Source organism: Nonomuraea glycinis (assembly GCF_035920485.1).
GTDB classification, from domain to species: Bacteria; Actinomycetota; Actinomycetes; order Streptosporangiales; family Streptosporangiaceae; genus Nonomuraea; species Nonomuraea glycinis.
This window is the reverse complement of sequence record NZ_CP109166.1, coordinates 7,715,563-7,729,694: the sequence shown is the minus strand read 5'-3', so window position 1 is coordinate 7,729,694 and position 14,132 is coordinate 7,715,563. Positions and strand designations below refer to the sequence as shown.

14 protein-coding genes are annotated in these 14,132 nt (G+C 71.6%); 5 read left to right on the top strand and 9 right to left on the bottom strand.

What is annotated here, in order from left to right; translation table 11 throughout:
* Window positions 1-14 precede the first annotated feature (14 nt).
* The 4 genes from OHA68_RS36375 to OHA68_RS36360 form a co-directional block, all read right to left on the bottom strand.
* Window positions 15-836, bottom strand: coding sequence for an SAM-dependent methyltransferase (locus tag OHA68_RS36375; protein ID WP_327104289.1), 822 nt, complete (start codon window positions 834-836; stop codon window positions 15-17).
* A gap of 99 nt (window positions 837-935) precedes the next feature.
* A complete protein-coding gene (locus OHA68_RS36370) occupies window positions 936-1,418 on the bottom strand; it encodes a nitroreductase family deazaflavin-dependent oxidoreductase (protein WP_327104288.1) in 483 nt (160 codons plus the stop codon).
* Window positions 1,419-1,422: 4 nt separating this feature from the next.
* Complete coding sequence (locus tag OHA68_RS36365) at window positions 1,423-1,953, bottom strand: TetR/AcrR family transcriptional regulator (protein WP_327104287.1); 531 nt, start codon at window positions 1,951-1,953, stop codon at window positions 1,423-1,425.
* Window positions 1,954-2,062: 109 nt separating this feature from the next.
* Window positions 2,063-3,244, bottom strand: coding sequence for a DUF418 domain-containing protein (locus OHA68_RS36360; RefSeq protein ID WP_327104286.1), 1,182 nt, complete (start codon window positions 3,242-3,244; stop codon window positions 2,063-2,065).
* Window positions 3,245-3,376: 132 nt separating this feature from the next.
* Here OHA68_RS36360 and OHA68_RS36355 point away from each other — a divergent pair, with 132 nt between their 5' ends.
* On the top strand, window positions 3,377-3,982 hold the full coding sequence (locus OHA68_RS36355) for a TetR-like C-terminal domain-containing protein (protein ID WP_327104285.1): 606 nt from the start codon (window positions 3,377-3,379) through the stop codon (window positions 3,980-3,982).
* 35 nt (window positions 3,983-4,017) lie between these two features.
* Here OHA68_RS36355 and OHA68_RS36350 read toward each other — a convergent pair whose 3' ends face one another.
* From OHA68_RS36350 to OHA68_RS36340, 3 genes are all read right to left on the bottom strand, one after another.
* The gene (locus tag OHA68_RS36350; RefSeq protein WP_327104284.1) at window positions 4,018-5,259 is read right to left on the bottom strand and encodes a bifunctional glycosyltransferase family 2/GtrA family protein; all 1,242 of its coding nucleotides are present in this window, start codon (window positions 5,257-5,259) and stop codon (window positions 4,018-4,020) included.
* A 159-nt stretch (window positions 5,260-5,418) separates the two neighbouring features.
* A complete protein-coding gene (locus OHA68_RS36345) occupies window positions 5,419-7,485 on the bottom strand; it encodes a glycosyltransferase family 39 protein (protein ID WP_327104283.1) in 2,067 nt (688 codons plus the stop codon).
* Window positions 7,486-7,617: 132 nt separating this feature from the next.
* Window positions 7,618-7,983, bottom strand: a complete 366-nt coding sequence (locus OHA68_RS36340; RefSeq protein WP_189142985.1) for a DUF4267 domain-containing protein — start codon at window positions 7,981-7,983, stop codon at window positions 7,618-7,620.
* 90 nt (window positions 7,984-8,073) lie between these two features.
* On the opposite strand from OHA68_RS36340, the gene OHA68_RS36335 reads away from it, so the two are divergent.
* The 4 genes from OHA68_RS36335 to OHA68_RS36320 all read left to right on the top strand — a co-directional run bounded on the left by OHA68_RS36335 (window position 8,074) and on the right by OHA68_RS36320 (window position 11,544).
* On the top strand, window positions 8,074-8,664 hold the full coding sequence (locus OHA68_RS36335; RefSeq protein WP_327104282.1) for a TetR/AcrR family transcriptional regulator: 591 nt from the start codon (window positions 8,074-8,076) through the stop codon (window positions 8,662-8,664).
* Window positions 8,665-8,713: 49 nt separating this feature from the next.
* Complete coding sequence (locus OHA68_RS36330) at window positions 8,714-9,313, top strand: GDSL-type esterase/lipase family protein (RefSeq protein WP_327109604.1); 600 nt, start codon at window positions 8,714-8,716, stop codon at window positions 9,311-9,313.
* Window positions 9,314-9,697: 384 nt separating this feature from the next.
* On the top strand, window positions 9,698-10,642 hold the full coding sequence (locus tag OHA68_RS36325; protein ID WP_327104281.1) for a zinc-binding dehydrogenase: 945 nt from the start codon (window positions 9,698-9,700) through the stop codon (window positions 10,640-10,642).
* On the top strand, window positions 10,642-11,544 hold the full coding sequence (locus OHA68_RS36320) for an LLM class flavin-dependent oxidoreductase (protein ID WP_327104280.1): 903 nt from the start codon (window positions 10,642-10,644) through the stop codon (window positions 11,542-11,544). The genes OHA68_RS36325 and OHA68_RS36320 overlap by 1 nt, the downstream gene beginning before the upstream one ends.
* Here OHA68_RS36320 and OHA68_RS36315 read toward each other — a convergent pair.
* Complete coding sequence (locus OHA68_RS36315) at window positions 11,510-12,982, bottom strand: sensor histidine kinase (RefSeq protein ID WP_327104279.1); 1,473 nt, start codon at window positions 12,980-12,982, stop codon at window positions 11,510-11,512. The two genes, OHA68_RS36320 and OHA68_RS36315, sit on opposite strands and share 35 nt — an antisense overlap.
* Window positions 12,960-13,697 carry a response regulator transcription factor gene (locus tag OHA68_RS36310; protein ID WP_327104278.1) on the bottom strand — a complete coding sequence of 246 codons (738 nt, stop codon included), beginning with the start codon at window positions 13,695-13,697 and terminating at the stop codon, window positions 12,960-12,962. The genes OHA68_RS36315 and OHA68_RS36310 overlap by 23 nt, the downstream gene beginning before the upstream one ends.
* Between the last annotated feature and the right edge of the window lie 435 nt (window positions 13,698-14,132).

Here is a 14,132-nt window from a genome sequence, read left to right as displayed (position 1 = left end):
GCCGGCTGCGCCGTTCATGGCTTGACGGCGACCCCGCAGTACGCGTCCACCTTCTCCGGGAGGCCGAACACCTCGGATTCCACCCGCCACTGGGAGACCGACACGACGCCCGGGTCGACGAGCCGCAGGCCGTCGAAGAAGCGGGTGATCTCCTCGGGGGTGCGAAGGCGGTAGTCATAGACCTGCCCCTCGTCCACGAGGTTCGCGGCCTCGGCGGCCTCCTTCGGCTTGACCGTGTTGGTGCCGTCCTCGAGGATCAGGTAGCTGCCGGACGGCAGGGCCGCCATCAGGTGCCTGGTCAGCGCGTACGCCTGATCGTTGTCCGTGATCGTGCCCATCACCCCGAGCAGCATGAGCGCGGTCGGCCGGGTGAGGTCCAGTGTCCTGGCCGCATGGGTCAGGATGGCGTCCGGGTCGCGGACGTCGGCTTCGATGTAGTCGCAGGCGCCGTCGGGGTGGCTGGCGAGCAGGGCCTGGGCGTGGACCAGCACCAGCGGGTCGTTGTCGACGTAGACGATGCGGCTGGTGGGGTCCACGCGCTGGGCGACGTCGTGGGTGTTGTCCGCCGTGGGCAGTCCCGTACCGACATCTAGATATTGTCGTATTTCTGCCTCTTCGGCCACGTAGCGGACGGCGCGTCCTAAGAAGGCCCGGGCGTGCAGGGCGATGTCCTTGATTCCGGGATAGATGTGTTGCTCAAGGTGCTCCGCGGTTTCCCGGTCTACCTGGTAGTAGTCCTTTCCGCCGAGCAAGAAGTTCCAGACGCGGGCCTGGTGGGGCGTGGTGGTGTCGATCTCTGTGGAGGGACGCCGAGGAGGGGTCGGCTCATCCGTCACAAAAACTCCTTGATGTGGTCGTGTCACGGCATTTCACAGTTTGTCCGCCTATAACGCCTCAGCGCCAGAGCGGCGGCCTGCTGGACCGTCGCTCTGGAGTCAGGTTTCGGTCGCCCTCGGGACGAACCGTACGAAGGGTACGAGCCGGCCGACCTCCCGGTAATCCGCCACGCTGCCGTCCACCTCGAACCCCATGATCTTGGAGAGCCGGCGGGCGGCGGCCGGGTGGCGCGGCGCGTACCGTGCCATGAGCTCCGCGCCTTCGTCGGCGGGCAGCGGCGTGGCCGTCACCGGCAGGGTGCGGCCGCCGACCTGGATGGTGACGTCGGGGCTCTTCAGGACGTTCTGGTACCAGTCGGCGCGGGGCCCGAATCCGGAGGCCGCCACCCAGCCGTGCTCATCGTGCTCCACGACTTCGATGACCGCCTGGCGCCGCTGCCCGGAGACCCGCCCGAGGTGGGTGAGCAGCATGAGGCGCTGCCCCATCAGCGAGCCCAACCCGAACCGGTAGAACTGGATGGGCAGGCGCCACAGCCTGCGACGCAGCCCGGTCGGCGGGCCGGGCTTCTTGATGATCCGCATGATCTCAGTCCTTTCTGAGCAGGTCCTCCACCCCGGCGAGCGCCTCGCCGACGGGCAGGTCGTGGTCGAGCATGTGGTGCAGCACCAGCCCGTCGATCAGCGCGGCGACCAGCGTGGCCACCGCCGTCGCCCGCTCCGGCGGCCATGCGGGGTGCAGCTGCCGGATCCGGCCGGCGATCTGTGACCGGGCCTCGCGCAGCTGGTTCCGCAGCACCTCGCCCAGGGCCGGGTCGCGGGTTGCCCCCGCGAGCAGCTCCGCGGACAGCCGGGCCGTCCGCTCGTCACCGGTGGTCTCGGGCAGCAGCCGGCGTACGGCCGCCAGCGCCGCCCACTCGTCCGGCGCGTCGAGGAGCTCGGTGACCAGAGGGTTGATGACCAGCTCCCCCACCCGCCGGACGATCGCCGCGTGCAGTCCCGGCAGCCCGCCGAAGTGGTAGTGGATCAGACCGGCGTTGGTGTCCGCGCGCTCGGCCACCCCACGCGTGGTGACGGCCTGCCATCCCCCCTCGCACAGCAGCGCGATGGCGGCATCCACCAGCTGCTCCCGCCGCCGAAGCCCTCGCGTAGAACTTGGCCGATCGCCCAAGTTAGCCATATGGCCAAGTTACCACTGTGCAGGCGGGTGCCGTCACGCCAAGCTCCGGTCAGCCGGTTCGGCGATACGTCAGCCGCCGCAGCGCGGTCTCCGCCGGCCCGCGCCGGCCCGTACGGGACAGTGTCGCGGCCAGGACCACGGTCCCCAGCCAGGTGAGCACGGCGATGCCGGTCGCCGCGGCATCGCCGACGCGGGTGGCGAGCCCGCCCAGGTACGGCGTGAACAGCAGGACGAAGACCACCGACTGGAGCAGGTAGCAGGTGAGCGACCACCGGCCGCACGCGACCAGCGCGCGGCTCACCGCGCCGGGCCGCCGTCCGTCGCGCCGCCTCCCGGCCACGACGAGTCCGACCAGCGCGGCGTACGCGAGTCCGCCGGCGATGCCGGTGACGCTGTGCAGTGCGTACGCCGAGACGCCGATCGCGTCCGAGGGGATCCAGACCCGCGTGTCGATCAGGGTCAGCGGCAGCCCACCGGCGACCGCGAGCAGCGTGCCCACGGTGACGGTCCGCGACAGCAGTCCCCGATGCGCCGCGGGCTCCTCCAGCAGCCGGCGGCGGGCCGCCCAGATCCCGAGCAGGAAGGCCGGCACGACGCTCATGGCGAAGTAGGTCGGGGTCATCGCGATCCAGCCGACCATCCGCGTCACGGCGGCCTGGAGCGGATCGGCCATGGCGGCGGGCGTGTCGCCCTTCTCGGCGGCCACGGTGAGCAGTCCGAACAGCGTGATCACGACGATGTGCAGGACGGCTCCCACGCCGGCGGCCCAGAACAGGGCCCGGTCGCTGCGCCGGACGAACCCGATGAGCACCAGCCCGACCAGGCCGTACGCGCCCAGAATGTCGCCGAAGAACAGCAGCAGCGCGTGGCAGAACCCGAACGCCAGCAGCCACAGGCTCCGGCGTCGCAGCACACGCCGCACCTGCGGCCAACCGCTTCCGGCGGCGAGCCGCCGGTTCGCTAACTGGACCAGGCCGTAGCCGAACAGGCCGGCGAACATCGGCAGCGCGCGCCCGTCCACCAGGAGGATCTGGATCCCGGCCACCAGCCGGTCGAGGGTGGTTCCGTCCAGGGTGTAGCCGCGGAAGCCCGCCGGGTGTCCGGACAGGTACATGTGCGCGTGCGCGACCGCGATGAGCAGCAGCATGAGCCCGCGCGCGAGGTCGGGAGCCGGCGCCCGCTCGGTGAGCGGCACGGCTCCCTGAGCAGGGGCCGGGGTGATGGTGGACATGGGTCTCCCCCAAAGAGATGGCAAGTGATTGGATACATCAATGTAGCTTATTTTCGTGCCGATAAGCTACAGAATCGTATCTAAGGTTGTGGTCGGTAAGATGCGGTCCCTGGAGCCGGACAGGGGGCGACGATGGGCGAGCACGGCGGCCGGACCCGGCGGCGCGGCGGAGAGCTGCTCGCCGCCATCCACGCGGCGGTGCTGGAAGAAGTGGTGGAGGTCGGCGTCGGGCGACTGACCATGGAAGGCATCGGCAGGCGTGCGGCGACTCCCCGCACCACGCTGTACCGCCGCTGGTCGGACCCGATCGACGTGCTCCTGGACGCCCTCTACCACTCCCATCCGGTCGAGGAGCCGACCCCCGGAGCCGACGATCTGCGCGGCGACCTGATCCGAGCGCTCCAGCTCATGGTCGCGTGGACCCTCAGCCCGGCAGGCCGCGCGGTCGCCGCCATCCTCACCGACCCCAAGGGCGCCCCGAAGGTCTCCGAAGCGCTGTTCGAAAGGGTCTTCGCCAACAAGGGCGGCACGTTCACCAGCACCGTGCTGCGCCACTACGCCGAACGCGGCCACTTCCCCGCCGACCTGCTCACCCCCGTGGTGGCCGACATCGGCGAAGCGCTCGTCACCAAACGATTGCTCGACGGCGCCCCTCCCACCGACGCCGACCTGGCCGACATCGTCGACCAGGCGATCCTCCCGGCCATCGGCCTCGGCCCGTTTAGGGCCACCCCCTGAACCTCGGCCGGACTCCGTGACAAGGACAGCGGGACTCAGTCCTCCCGTGCTTCGCGGCTCGTGCGGAAGACCCACGTACGCAGGAGCAGGAAGCGCACGCAGGTGGCGGCCAGGTTCGCCGTCACCAGCACCCCCAGCTCCAGCGGCCGGGGCGGTGCGCTGTCGGTCGCGTACAGCAGGGCGAGGGCGCCGCCGGTCAGGGCGAGGCTCGCGGCGAAGGCGATGAGGCCCTGGGCCTGCTGCCGCCACCACCGGCCGGGGCCACGCACGCCGAAGGTGAGCCGGCGGTTGAGCGCCGTGTTCCCCACGGCGGTGACGAGGAGGGCGACGAGGTTCGCCGCCTGGGCGCCGGTCGTCCCGCGCAGCAGGGCGTACAGGAGCAGGTAGGCGAGCGTGCTGGCGGTGCCGACGGCGGCGAAGCGCAGCAGCTGGCCCGGCAGGCCGGCGGGCACGCCCGCCACGGGCAGCGGCGTGCGCCCGAGCTGCTCGCGCAGGCCCGCCAGCGGCAGGCTGCCGGTCGCCAGCGCCCTGGCCAGCCGGGCGATGCCCCGGACATCGGCCATGATCGTGGGCAGGAGGTCGACGCGGCTGTCCGGGTCGTCGATCCAGTCGACGGGCACCTCGTGGATGCGCAGCCCGGCGCGTTCGGCGAGGACGAGCAGCTCGGTGTCGAAGAACCAGCCGGTGTCCTCCACCAAGGGCAGCAGCCGGGCCGCGACGTCGGCGCGCACCGCCTTGAAGCCGCACTGCGCGTCCGAGAAGCGGGCCGCGAGCGTGCCGCGCAGCAGCAGGTTGTAGCAGCGCGAGATGATCTCCCGCTTGGGGCCGCGGGTCACCCGGGACCCGCGCGACAGGCGGGAGCCGATGGCCAGATCGGAGTGGCCGGTGATGAGCGGGGCCACCAGGGGCAGCAGGGCGGCCAGATCGGTGGACAGGTCGACGTCCATGTACGCGAGAATCTGCGCGTCGGAGGCCGACCAGGTGTGCTTGAGCGCCCGGCCACGCCCCTTGGCCGTCAGCCGGACGAAGGACACCTCCGGCAGCTCGGCGGCGAGCTCGGCGGCGATCCGCGAGGTCCTGTCGGTGCTGGCGTTGTCGGCGACCGTGATGCGAAAGGGGTAGGGGAAGCCGGTCGACAGGTGGGCGTGCAGGCGGCGTACGGACGGTTCGAGGTCGTTCTCCTCGTTGTGGACGGGGACCACGACATCGAGCACCGGGGCGTTGTGACCTGCGGAAGCCGTGGCCGCGACGGGCGCGGGAAGCGTCGAAGGGCTCATGCCTCCACTTTCGGTCGGGCGGCTTTCCCGCAGTTGTGGTGTTGCTGTGGCCGGCCTGTGAATGTTCGCACGAGGGCTTCCCGCCAGGCCATCACGTCATGCCCCGGGCCGTTCTGCCCACCCGGTGCCGGGTGGGCAGCGGCGAGTCGTACCCCCTGGTCAGGGGGCGGTCAGGTCGTAGACGGTGACGTCGCCGACCGTGGTGGCGGTGAAGGTGGCCGCCACCCAGGCGGAGATCTCCGCACTGGCGTTACTGCCCCCGGTGCCGCCCCGCATCCGGCCACCTGCCCCACCACCTGCCCCACCATCTGGCCCATCACCGGGCCCATCACCAGGTCCGCCGCCTGGCCCGCCTTGTGGTCCGCCGCCACCGATGAAGTAGTGGATCTTCCGCTCGGTCACGTACTTCTGGAACTGGGCCAGCGTGGGCGAGGGGTCGCTGCCGTTGAAGCCGCCGACGGCCATGACCGGCGCGCCGGTGGCCAGCTGGTAGCCCGAGGCGTTCTGGGAGCCGATCGCGGCGGCCACCCAGGTGTAGGCGGCGGCGTCGCGCTTGAGCAGCGCGACCATGTCCGCGCTCGCCGTGGAGCCATTGATCAGCCCGTTCATGCCGCCGCCGCGCCCTCCGCGAGCTCCCGGGCCCCGCTGGTTCCCCGGCTGTGGCATGCCGCCCAGCACGCCGGGTCCGTACGGCCCGAAGCCGCGCCCGAGCCCGCCGGGCCCGCCGGGCCCGCCGAAGCCGCCCGCCACGGCAGGCCCGGCCGACGGGATGGAGCCGCCGTGCGGGGTCGCCGCCGTGTCGATCGCGTACGCCGCGGGCCCGGCCAGGACGACGACGAGCGCCGCCGCCGCGACCGTTCCGGCCACCCGCGCGGACAGCCGTACGGACACGAGCAGCCCGGCGGCCGCGAGCAGCCCGGCGACCAGCACCGGCCAGCGCAGCCACGGCACGAAGGTGTCGCTGCGGCCGAGCAGTTCGAACGACCACCAGCCCGTCACCACCACCGCCGCGGCGCCGGCCAGTGAAACCCGGACGTCGGCCCGCCGCCGCCACAGCATCACCGCGCCCATCCCGGTCAGCGCGCCGATGGCGGGGGCGAGCGCGACGGTGTAATAGGCGTGGAAGATGCCCGCCATGTAGCTGAACACCCCGGCGGTGACCAGCAGCCAGCCGCCCCACAGGACGAACCCGGCACGAGCGCGGTCCGTACGTGCCGTCCGTGCGGTCATGACCAGGCCCGCCACCAGCAGGATGAAGGCGGCGGGCAGCAGCCAGGCGATCTGACCGCCCTGCCCGGCGTCGAACATCCGCGTCCAGCCGGTCTCGCCCCAGCCGCGGCCCGGCCCGCCGCCGACGCTGCCGGTCTCGTTGCCGTTCAGCCTGCCCAGGCCGTTGTAGCCCAGGGTCAGCTCCAGCAGGCTGTTGTTCTGCGAGCCGCCGACGTACGGGCGCATCGAGGCGGGGACGAGCTCGACGACGGCGACGTACCATCCGGCCGACGCGAGCAGCGCGGCTCCCGCCAGGAGGAGCTGCCAGACGCGCCTGCCCAGCTTGGGTGGTCCGGCGATGAGATACACCAGCGCGAACACCGGGACCACCAGCAGTGCCTGCAGCATCTTGGCGAGGAAGCCGAACCCGACGAAGACGCCGGCCCACACCAGCCACTTCGTCGCGCCGCTCTCCACGGCCCGGACGATCGCGTACGCGCCGGCGACCATGAGCAGCACCAGCAGCGCGTCGGGGTTGTTGAAACGGAACATCAGCACCGCCACCGGCGTCAACGCGGTCGCCGCCCCGGCGATCAGGCCCGCCGCGGGGCCGTACCAGCGGCGCACGGTCGCGTACAGCAGCCCGACCGTGGCCACGCCCATCAACGCCTGGGGCACCAGCAGGCTCCAGGCGTTGACGCCGAACAGCCGCGCCGACAACGCCATCGCCCACAGCGAGGCCGGGGTCTTGTCCACGGTGATCGAGTTGGCGGCGTCGGAGGAGCCGAAGAAGAAGGCCGTCCAGCTCTGCGATCCGGCCTGCGCCGCGGCCGCGTAGAACGAGTTCGCCCAGCCGGAGGCGCCCAGACCCCAGAGATAGAGCATCGCGGTGGCCGACAGCAGCGCCAGCAGGGCCGGGCGGACCCAGGCGGCGTCGTCCGCCCGGCCGCGCAGCCATCTCCTGGCGCGCGGCACGCCGGGCGGGCCCACGGGCGGCGCGGGCAAGGTCGAGGTCATCGGTCGCGTCCTTTCATCCGGTTCAGCCACCAACGGTGGGCCACCGGCCTGTACGCGACGTGTGCCATCGCTGTGCGGCACCTGTGAGCCTCGGCATGCGCCGGGCGTTCAGGGCGCCTCCAGCGGACCGGGTCAGACGGCGAAGAGCAGGGCGGCGCTGAGCAGGACGATCAGGGCGGTGGCGAAGTGGATGCCGAACGCGGTCGCCTTCGTGCCCCCGTTGCGCAGCACGATCAGGGTGTCGCCCAGCGGCACCAGGGCGACGACCAGCATGAACCAGGCCTCGGCCTGAGCACCGGCGAAGGCCAGCAGGGCCAGGCCGACGAGGCCGTAGGTGCCGTCACGCACGCCCTTGATCGTCAGGTAGGCGCGGTCCTCCTTGGCGGGGACGCCGTAGCCCGCGGCGGCGGCGTACGGCGCGAACAGGAAGCGACCCCCGAGGAACAGGCAGAACAGGTTGAGGGCGATGGCAAGACCGTACGCAAGGGTGGTGAGCATGGTGCGACTCCATAATCTAGCGCTGCTAGGAACAAGCTCAACGCTAGCGCACCCATGCATCGTTGCGCTAGCGGTGCTAGATTTCGGAGCATGTCGATACAAGCCCGCAAGGAACGCGACCGCGCGCAACGGGAGAAGCTGATCATCACGGCCGCTCGTGAGCTGGCCGAGGCCGAGGGCTGGGACGCGGTGACCACGCGGCGGCTGGCCGAGCGGGTCGAATACAGCCAGCCGGTCCTCTACAGCCACTTCAAGGGCAAGGACGCGATCACCACGGCCGTCGCCCTGGAAGGCTTCGCCGACATGGCCGCCGAGCTACGCGCGGCCCGCACCGCGGCAGGCGACCCCGCCGACGCCCTCGCCCGGCTCAGTGCCGCCTATGTGGCGTTCGCCGACCAGCGCCCGGCCCTCTACGACGCCATGTTCAGCCGGAAGGTCAACCTGCCGTTCGCCACCCCGCAGACCCCGGCCGCCCTGCGCGCCGCGTTCGACGAATTCGTCGAGGCCGTCAGCCCGCACGCGCACGACACCGACGCGGCCCTGCTGGCCGAGACCTTCTGGGCCGCCCTGCACGGACTGGCGATGCTGATGCGCGACGGCAGGATCCCCCGCGAGCACCACGACCTCAGACTCGCCCTCCTCCTCGCGTCCTTCACCCATCGGCCCGCCTCTTCGACCTGACGGCGCGGGCTCGGTGTACTTCCCGCTGGAGAGCTACCTGTCCATAGTGATGCAGGTCGATCGCCGAGCACATGCCCATGGAGACCGCTCACATCGTCGGCGGCGACCACGTCACGTCGTCCGTACTCCCTGCTGCCGAGCAGGTGGAAGCCAGGTTCTACGTCTCGGGCGTCGACGTACTCGCGCCGGACGACACCGCGATCGCCGTGGCGTTCGGCGACTCCTGCTCTCCCTCCCCGGCCTGACCCACGTCCTGGTGCACTTCGGCATCAACGACCTCGGCCTGCCCGGCATGTCCGGCGAACCTCCCGTCACCTCCGACGCCCTCATCGAGGGCTTCAAGACCCTGGCTCAGCGCGTCCACCAGGCCGACCTGAAGATCCTCGTCGCCACCATCGGCCCCTTCGCGGGCGCCGTCTACCCCGGGATCAGCACCCCCGAGGGCCTCGCCGCCCGACGCGAGGTGAACGACTGGATCCGTACCACCGACACGTTCGACGCCGTCTTCGACGTGGCCCGAGCCGTCGAGAACCCCGAAGCCCCCGACCACATCCACCCCGACCTGGACAGCGGCGACGGCATGCACCCCAACGACAAGGGCGCCCAGGCCATGGCCAACGCCGTAAACCTGGAAACCCTCGCCCTCTAGACACGATGACGGCAAGCGCCGCCACACCGTCCGGTGACCTGTCCGATCCTGGACCGAATCCAGCGGTTGTAGAGCCTGCGTGCCCACAGATAACTGACCAGGGCGATGCCCGCGCTCCACACAGCCGCCTCCAGGAAGCCGGATCCGGCCGGACGCCCGGCCAGCAGCGCACGCCGTCGTCTACCCCTGCTAGCCGAAGGAAATTCGCCTCGGCAACGCCGTCGCCAAGGAGGTCTACTGCTACACGAACCGGCGTCCAGCGCCCTCCGGCCGGCGGCCCCGGCCGTCTCGGGGCAGTCAACCCCGGAGCTGCACCTGATTTGACCTCGAGCTTGGTTGAGGTTGCATGCTGGGGCCGACATCAGCTGAACAGGGGAGAGCGTTGTGCGTGCGGTGTGGTTGAAGGAGTTCGGCGGGCCCGAGGTGCTCGTACCTGGCGACGCCCCCGATCCGGTCCCAGGGCCGGGGCAGGTGTTGATCGACGTCGCCTACGCCAACATCACCTTTGTGGAGACCCAGTTCCGGTCGGGCGCTCCGTCGCCGTTCAAGCCGGACCTGCCGATGATCCCGGGCAACGGCGTCGGCGGCATCGTCACGGCGGTCGGCGAAGGTGTCGACTCCGGCCTGGTCAGCCGTCGGGTGGTGACCTCCATGGGCGGCTCCGGCGGCTATGCCGAACGGGCCGCGGTGGACGCGTCCGGGCTCTTCACCGTCCCCGACGGCCTGGAGTTGGACGACGCGGTCGCGATCTTGGCCGACGGGCGTACCGCGACCATGATGATCCGGGCGACCGCGCCACAGCCCGGCGAACGGGTTCTCGTCGAGGCGGCGGCCGGCGGCGTGGGCTCGCTCCTCGTGCAGCTCGCCAAGTCGGCGGGCGCCGTCGTCGTCGGGGCGGCCGGGGGCTCGCGCAAGACCGGTGTGGCCCGCGACCTGGGCGCCGACGAGGTGGCCGACTACACGGCTCCGGGCTGGACCGACGGGGTCGCCCCCGTCGACGTCGTCCTCGACGGGGTCGGCGGTGACATCGGCCGGGCAGCCTTCGAACTGCTCGGCCGAGGCGGGCGGATGGTCAGTTTCGGGTGGGCGAGCGGAGAGTGGGCCGGCATCGAGGAGGAGGCTGCTGTCGCGCGCGGCGTCACGCTCGTCCAGGTGAAGCCCACCCCGGAGACCATGCGCGAGTACACCGAGAGCGCCCTCGCCGAGGCCGTGGCCGGACGGCTGCGGCCGCTGATCGGGCAGTGCTTCCCCCTCGACCGGGCCGCCGCCGCGCACGCCGCCATCGAGTCGCGCGTCAGCGTCGGCAAGACCCTGCTCAAGGTGCGCTGATGCTCAAGGTCGGCGTGAACCTACCGTCGTTCGGCGTGGATGAGACCGCCGGGGTGCGCGAGCATGCCCGGCACGCCGAGGAGCTCGGCCTGGAGTCGATCTGGGTCGGTGACCACCTGATCCCGGTGCGGCCGTTCCTCGACAGCACCATGGTGCTGGCCACGGCCGCCGCCGTCACCGAGCACGTCAAGATCGGCTTCGGGGTGATGGTCTTGGCGCTGCGTCCGGCCGCCTGGGCCGCCAAGCAGATCGCCAGCCTGCAGCACCTGTCCGGCGGCCGGGTCTTGCTCGGCATCGGCTCGGGCGGCAGCGTGCACGGCGACGCCGCCTGGCGGGCCGTCGGCATCCCCTACGCCGAACGCGCGCAGCGCACCGACGCCGCCCTGGAGATCCTGCCGAGCCTGGTCGAGGGCAAGCCCACGAACGTGAACGGCGAGGTGATCACTCTCTCGCCGGGCGCAACGATGCCGCCCCTCCTCATCGGCGCGGGCCCCATGCGCCGAGCCGCCCGTTTCGCCGACGAATGGTATCCGGCGTTCTCCACCCCGGCCGAGATCGCCGAACAGACCCGGCGGCTGGCCGGCCTCGCCGCCGAATACGGCCGCCCGGCGCCGCGCGTCACGATCGGCCTCAGCGTCGGCCTCGGTGACCTGCCTGCGTCGGTGATCGACGCTCAAGCCCGGTCGCTGATGGAGTACGGGATGACCGAGGCGGAGGCCCGTGGCGGCCTGGTCACCGGCCCACCCGCCGCGGCCGCTGAACGGCTCGCCGCGCTCGCCGAGGTCGGCGTGCACCGCGTCATCGCGATGCCGTTCCCCGCCGACCGCCTCCGCCAGAGCGAGCTGCTGGCCGAGACCAACCGCCTCCTCAACGGCCGTCCGAAGCCGGCAGCCGTACGGTGAAGATCGTGCGGCCGGGCGCGCTCTCGACCGCCACGCTGCCGCCCTGCGCCGCAACCACCGCGTGCACGATGGCCAGCCCCAGGCCCGTGCTGCCCGCTGCCCGGGAACGTGAGCTGTCACCGCGCGCGAACCGCTCGAAAACATGCGGCAGCAGCTCGGCGGGGATGCCAGGCCCGTTGTCCACGACGCGCAGCACCGCCTCCCGACCGCTCACGCCGACGCCGACGGTGACCCGGGTCCCCTCCGGCGTGTGCGTACGGGCGTTGCCGAGCAGGTTGGCCAGCACCTGCTGCAGCCGCGCCGAGTCGCCCACCACGACGACCGGCTCCTCGGGCAGGTCCAGCTGCCAGTCGTGACGCGGGCCCGCCGCGTGCGCGTCGCTGACGGCGTCGACCGTCAGCATGGACAGGTCCACCTGGTCGTGCGCGAGCGGGCGTCCCGCGTCCAGGCGGGCCAGCAGCAGCATGTCCTCGACCAGGGCCGTCATGCGTTCCGCCTCGGACTCCACCCTGCGCAGCACGTGCGCCACCTCAGGCGGCACCGGTTGCCCGCCGCGCCGGCTCACCTCCGCGTAGCCGCGGATGGCCGCCAGCGGCGTGCGCAGCTCGTGGCTGGCGTCGGCGACGAACTGGCGTACCTGCGTCTCGCTGGCCTGCCGTACCTGCAGAGCGTTGCCGACGTGGTCGAGCATCCGGTTCAGGGCCGCGCCGACCTGGCCGACCTCGGTGCGGTCGTCGGCGTCCCGCTCGGCGACCCGCTGGGGCAGCTCCACCTCGCCGCGGTCGAGCCTCAGCTGGGACACCCGGGTGGCGGTGGCCGCCACCCGGGACAGCGGCCGCAGGGTCCGCCGTACGATCACCACGCCCAGATAACCGACCCCGGCCAGCGCGAACACGGTCACCCCGGCCACCACCCCGGCCACCAGGTACAGCGTCTCCCGCGTCTCGGCCAGCGGCAGCCCGGTGACGAACACGTCACCGTCGGGCATCCGCCGGGCGACCAGGCGGTAGTCGCCCAGCTCGCCGAGGTCGTAGCTGCGGGGCACCGCGTCGGCGGGCACGCGCAGCAGCGTCGTCTCCTGTCCGCCCAGGTCAGGCGGCGTCTGCCCCTGTTCGGGGAGCACACCGGCATAGACGACCTGGCCGTACCGGAGGTGCGCTGCCAGCGTGCCGATCACCTGCCCCGGCGGGAACCTGGGCTCGCGCGGGCTGAGCGGCGGCAAGCGGTCGAATCCGCGCGGCACCCGGGCCGCCGCCGCCGTCAGCTGGTCGTCGACGCGGCTGTACAGCGCTCTGACCAGCGTCGCCTCGGTGGCCACGCCGACGATCAGGAACGCCAGCGCCAGCAGGCCGACCATCGCCGCGACCAGGCGCGCCCGCAGCGACCAGCGCCCCGGATCACGCCAGCGCGGCGGCTCATTCGCTCGGCTTGAGCACATACCCCGCACCACGCAGCGTGTGGATCATCGGCGGCAGGCCCGCGTCGATCTTCTTGCGCAGGTACGAGATGTACAGTTCCACCACGTTGGCCTGCCCGCCGAAGTCGTAGTTCCACACCCGGTCGAGGATCTGCGCCTTGCTGAGCACCCGGCGTGGATTGCGCATCAGATAGCGCAGCAGCTCGAACTCCCTGGCCGTCATGTTGATCAGCTTGCCGCCGCGCCGGACCTCATGGCTGTCCTCGTCCAGGACCAGATCCCCGACCACGATCTGGGAACCGGCCAGCAGCTCCGACCTGGCCGCCCGGCGGATCAGCCCGCGCAGCCGCGCCACCACCTCTTCCAGGCTGAACGGCTTGGTCACGTAGTCGTCGCCGCCCGCCGTCAGCCCGGTGATGCGATCTTCGACGGAGTCGCGCGCCGTCAGGAACAGCACCGGCACGTCCGGCGACTCCGCGCGCAGCCGCCGCAGCACCTCCAGGCCGTCGATGTCGGGCAGCATCATGTCGAGCACGACAGCATCGGGGCGGAAGTCACGGGCGGCGCGCACGGCGCCCAGACCGTCGGCGGCGCTGCTCACCTCCCAGCCTTCGAAGCGCAGCGCCATCGTCAGCAGCTCCGCCAGCGTGGCCTCGTCGTCGACCACCAGCACCCGCACCGGGCTGCCGTCGGGCCGGCGCAACTGCCCGCGAGCCTCCGCATTCGCCATGCTCATGGTCCGATCGTGGGGGACGATTCTGTGCGTGTCCTTAGCCCAACCTGTCTACCACCTGTGAGAACACGCTCCCGTCCGCCACCGAGGAGGGCGACCGCCACCGCCACGAACCCCGCGGTCACGGGTCGACGGCGCTCGTACCGACGCTGGCGGCGCAGACGCGCTCGGTTCGTGGTGTCGGTTTCCGAAGTCCCGTGCACGGATATCAGGAGTCGTCTGCACACGCGCGCTGAGGGGCGGAGCGCGGACGGCGAATGGGCGGTAGATGGCGGCGGCGAGGTAGCGGCCAGGACTGATGGGCTTCTTGTCGCCTTCCTGGACGGTGGCCGGGTCGTCGAGGAGGGCGATCACGAGGAGCGGGTACGCCGCAGCGGCCGCTACGTCGATTTCCTGCACGTTGGTGCGGTAAGCTCCTGGTAGCAGCTAGCCAAATTT

Excerpts from the sequence above, each read along its gene's own strand:
- OHA68_RS36370 (WP_327104288.1), bottom strand. The coding sequence starts at position 1,418 with ATGCGGATCATCAAGAAGCCCGGCCCGCCGACCGGGCTGCGTCGCAGG.
- OHA68_RS36360 (WP_327104286.1), bottom strand. The coding sequence starts at position 3,244 with ATGTCCACCATCACCCCGGCCCCTGCTCAGGGAGCCGTGCCGCTCACC.
- OHA68_RS36355 (WP_327104285.1), top strand. The coding sequence starts at position 3,377 with ATGGGCGAGCACGGCGGCCGGACCCGGCGGCGCGGCGGAGAGCTGCTC.
- OHA68_RS36350 (WP_327104284.1), bottom strand. The coding sequence starts at position 5,259 with ATGAGCCCTTCGACGCTTCCCGCGCCCGTCGCGGCCACGGCTTCCGCA.
- OHA68_RS36345 (WP_327104283.1), bottom strand. The coding sequence starts at position 7,485 with ATGACCTCGACCTTGCCCGCGCCGCCCGTGGGCCCGCCCGGCGTGCCG.
- OHA68_RS36340 (WP_189142985.1), bottom strand. The coding sequence starts at position 7,983 with ATGCTCACCACCCTTGCGTACGGTCTTGCCATCGCCCTCAACCTGTTC.
- OHA68_RS36335 (WP_327104282.1), top strand. The coding sequence starts at position 8,074 with ATGTCGATACAAGCCCGCAAGGAACGCGACCGCGCGCAACGGGAGAAG.
- OHA68_RS36330 (WP_327109604.1), top strand. The coding sequence starts at position 8,714 with ATGCAGGTCGATCGCCGAGCACATGCCCATGGAGACCGCTCACATCGT.
- OHA68_RS36320 (WP_327104280.1), top strand. The coding sequence starts at position 10,642 with ATGCTCAAGGTCGGCGTGAACCTACCGTCGTTCGGCGTGGATGAGACC.
- OHA68_RS36315 (WP_327104279.1), bottom strand. The coding sequence starts at position 12,982 with ATGTGCTCAAGCCGAGCGAATGAGCCGCCGCGCTGGCGTGATCCGGGG.
- OHA68_RS36310 (WP_327104278.1), bottom strand. The coding sequence starts at position 13,697 with ATGAGCATGGCGAATGCGGAGGCTCGCGGGCAGTTGCGCCGGCCCGAC.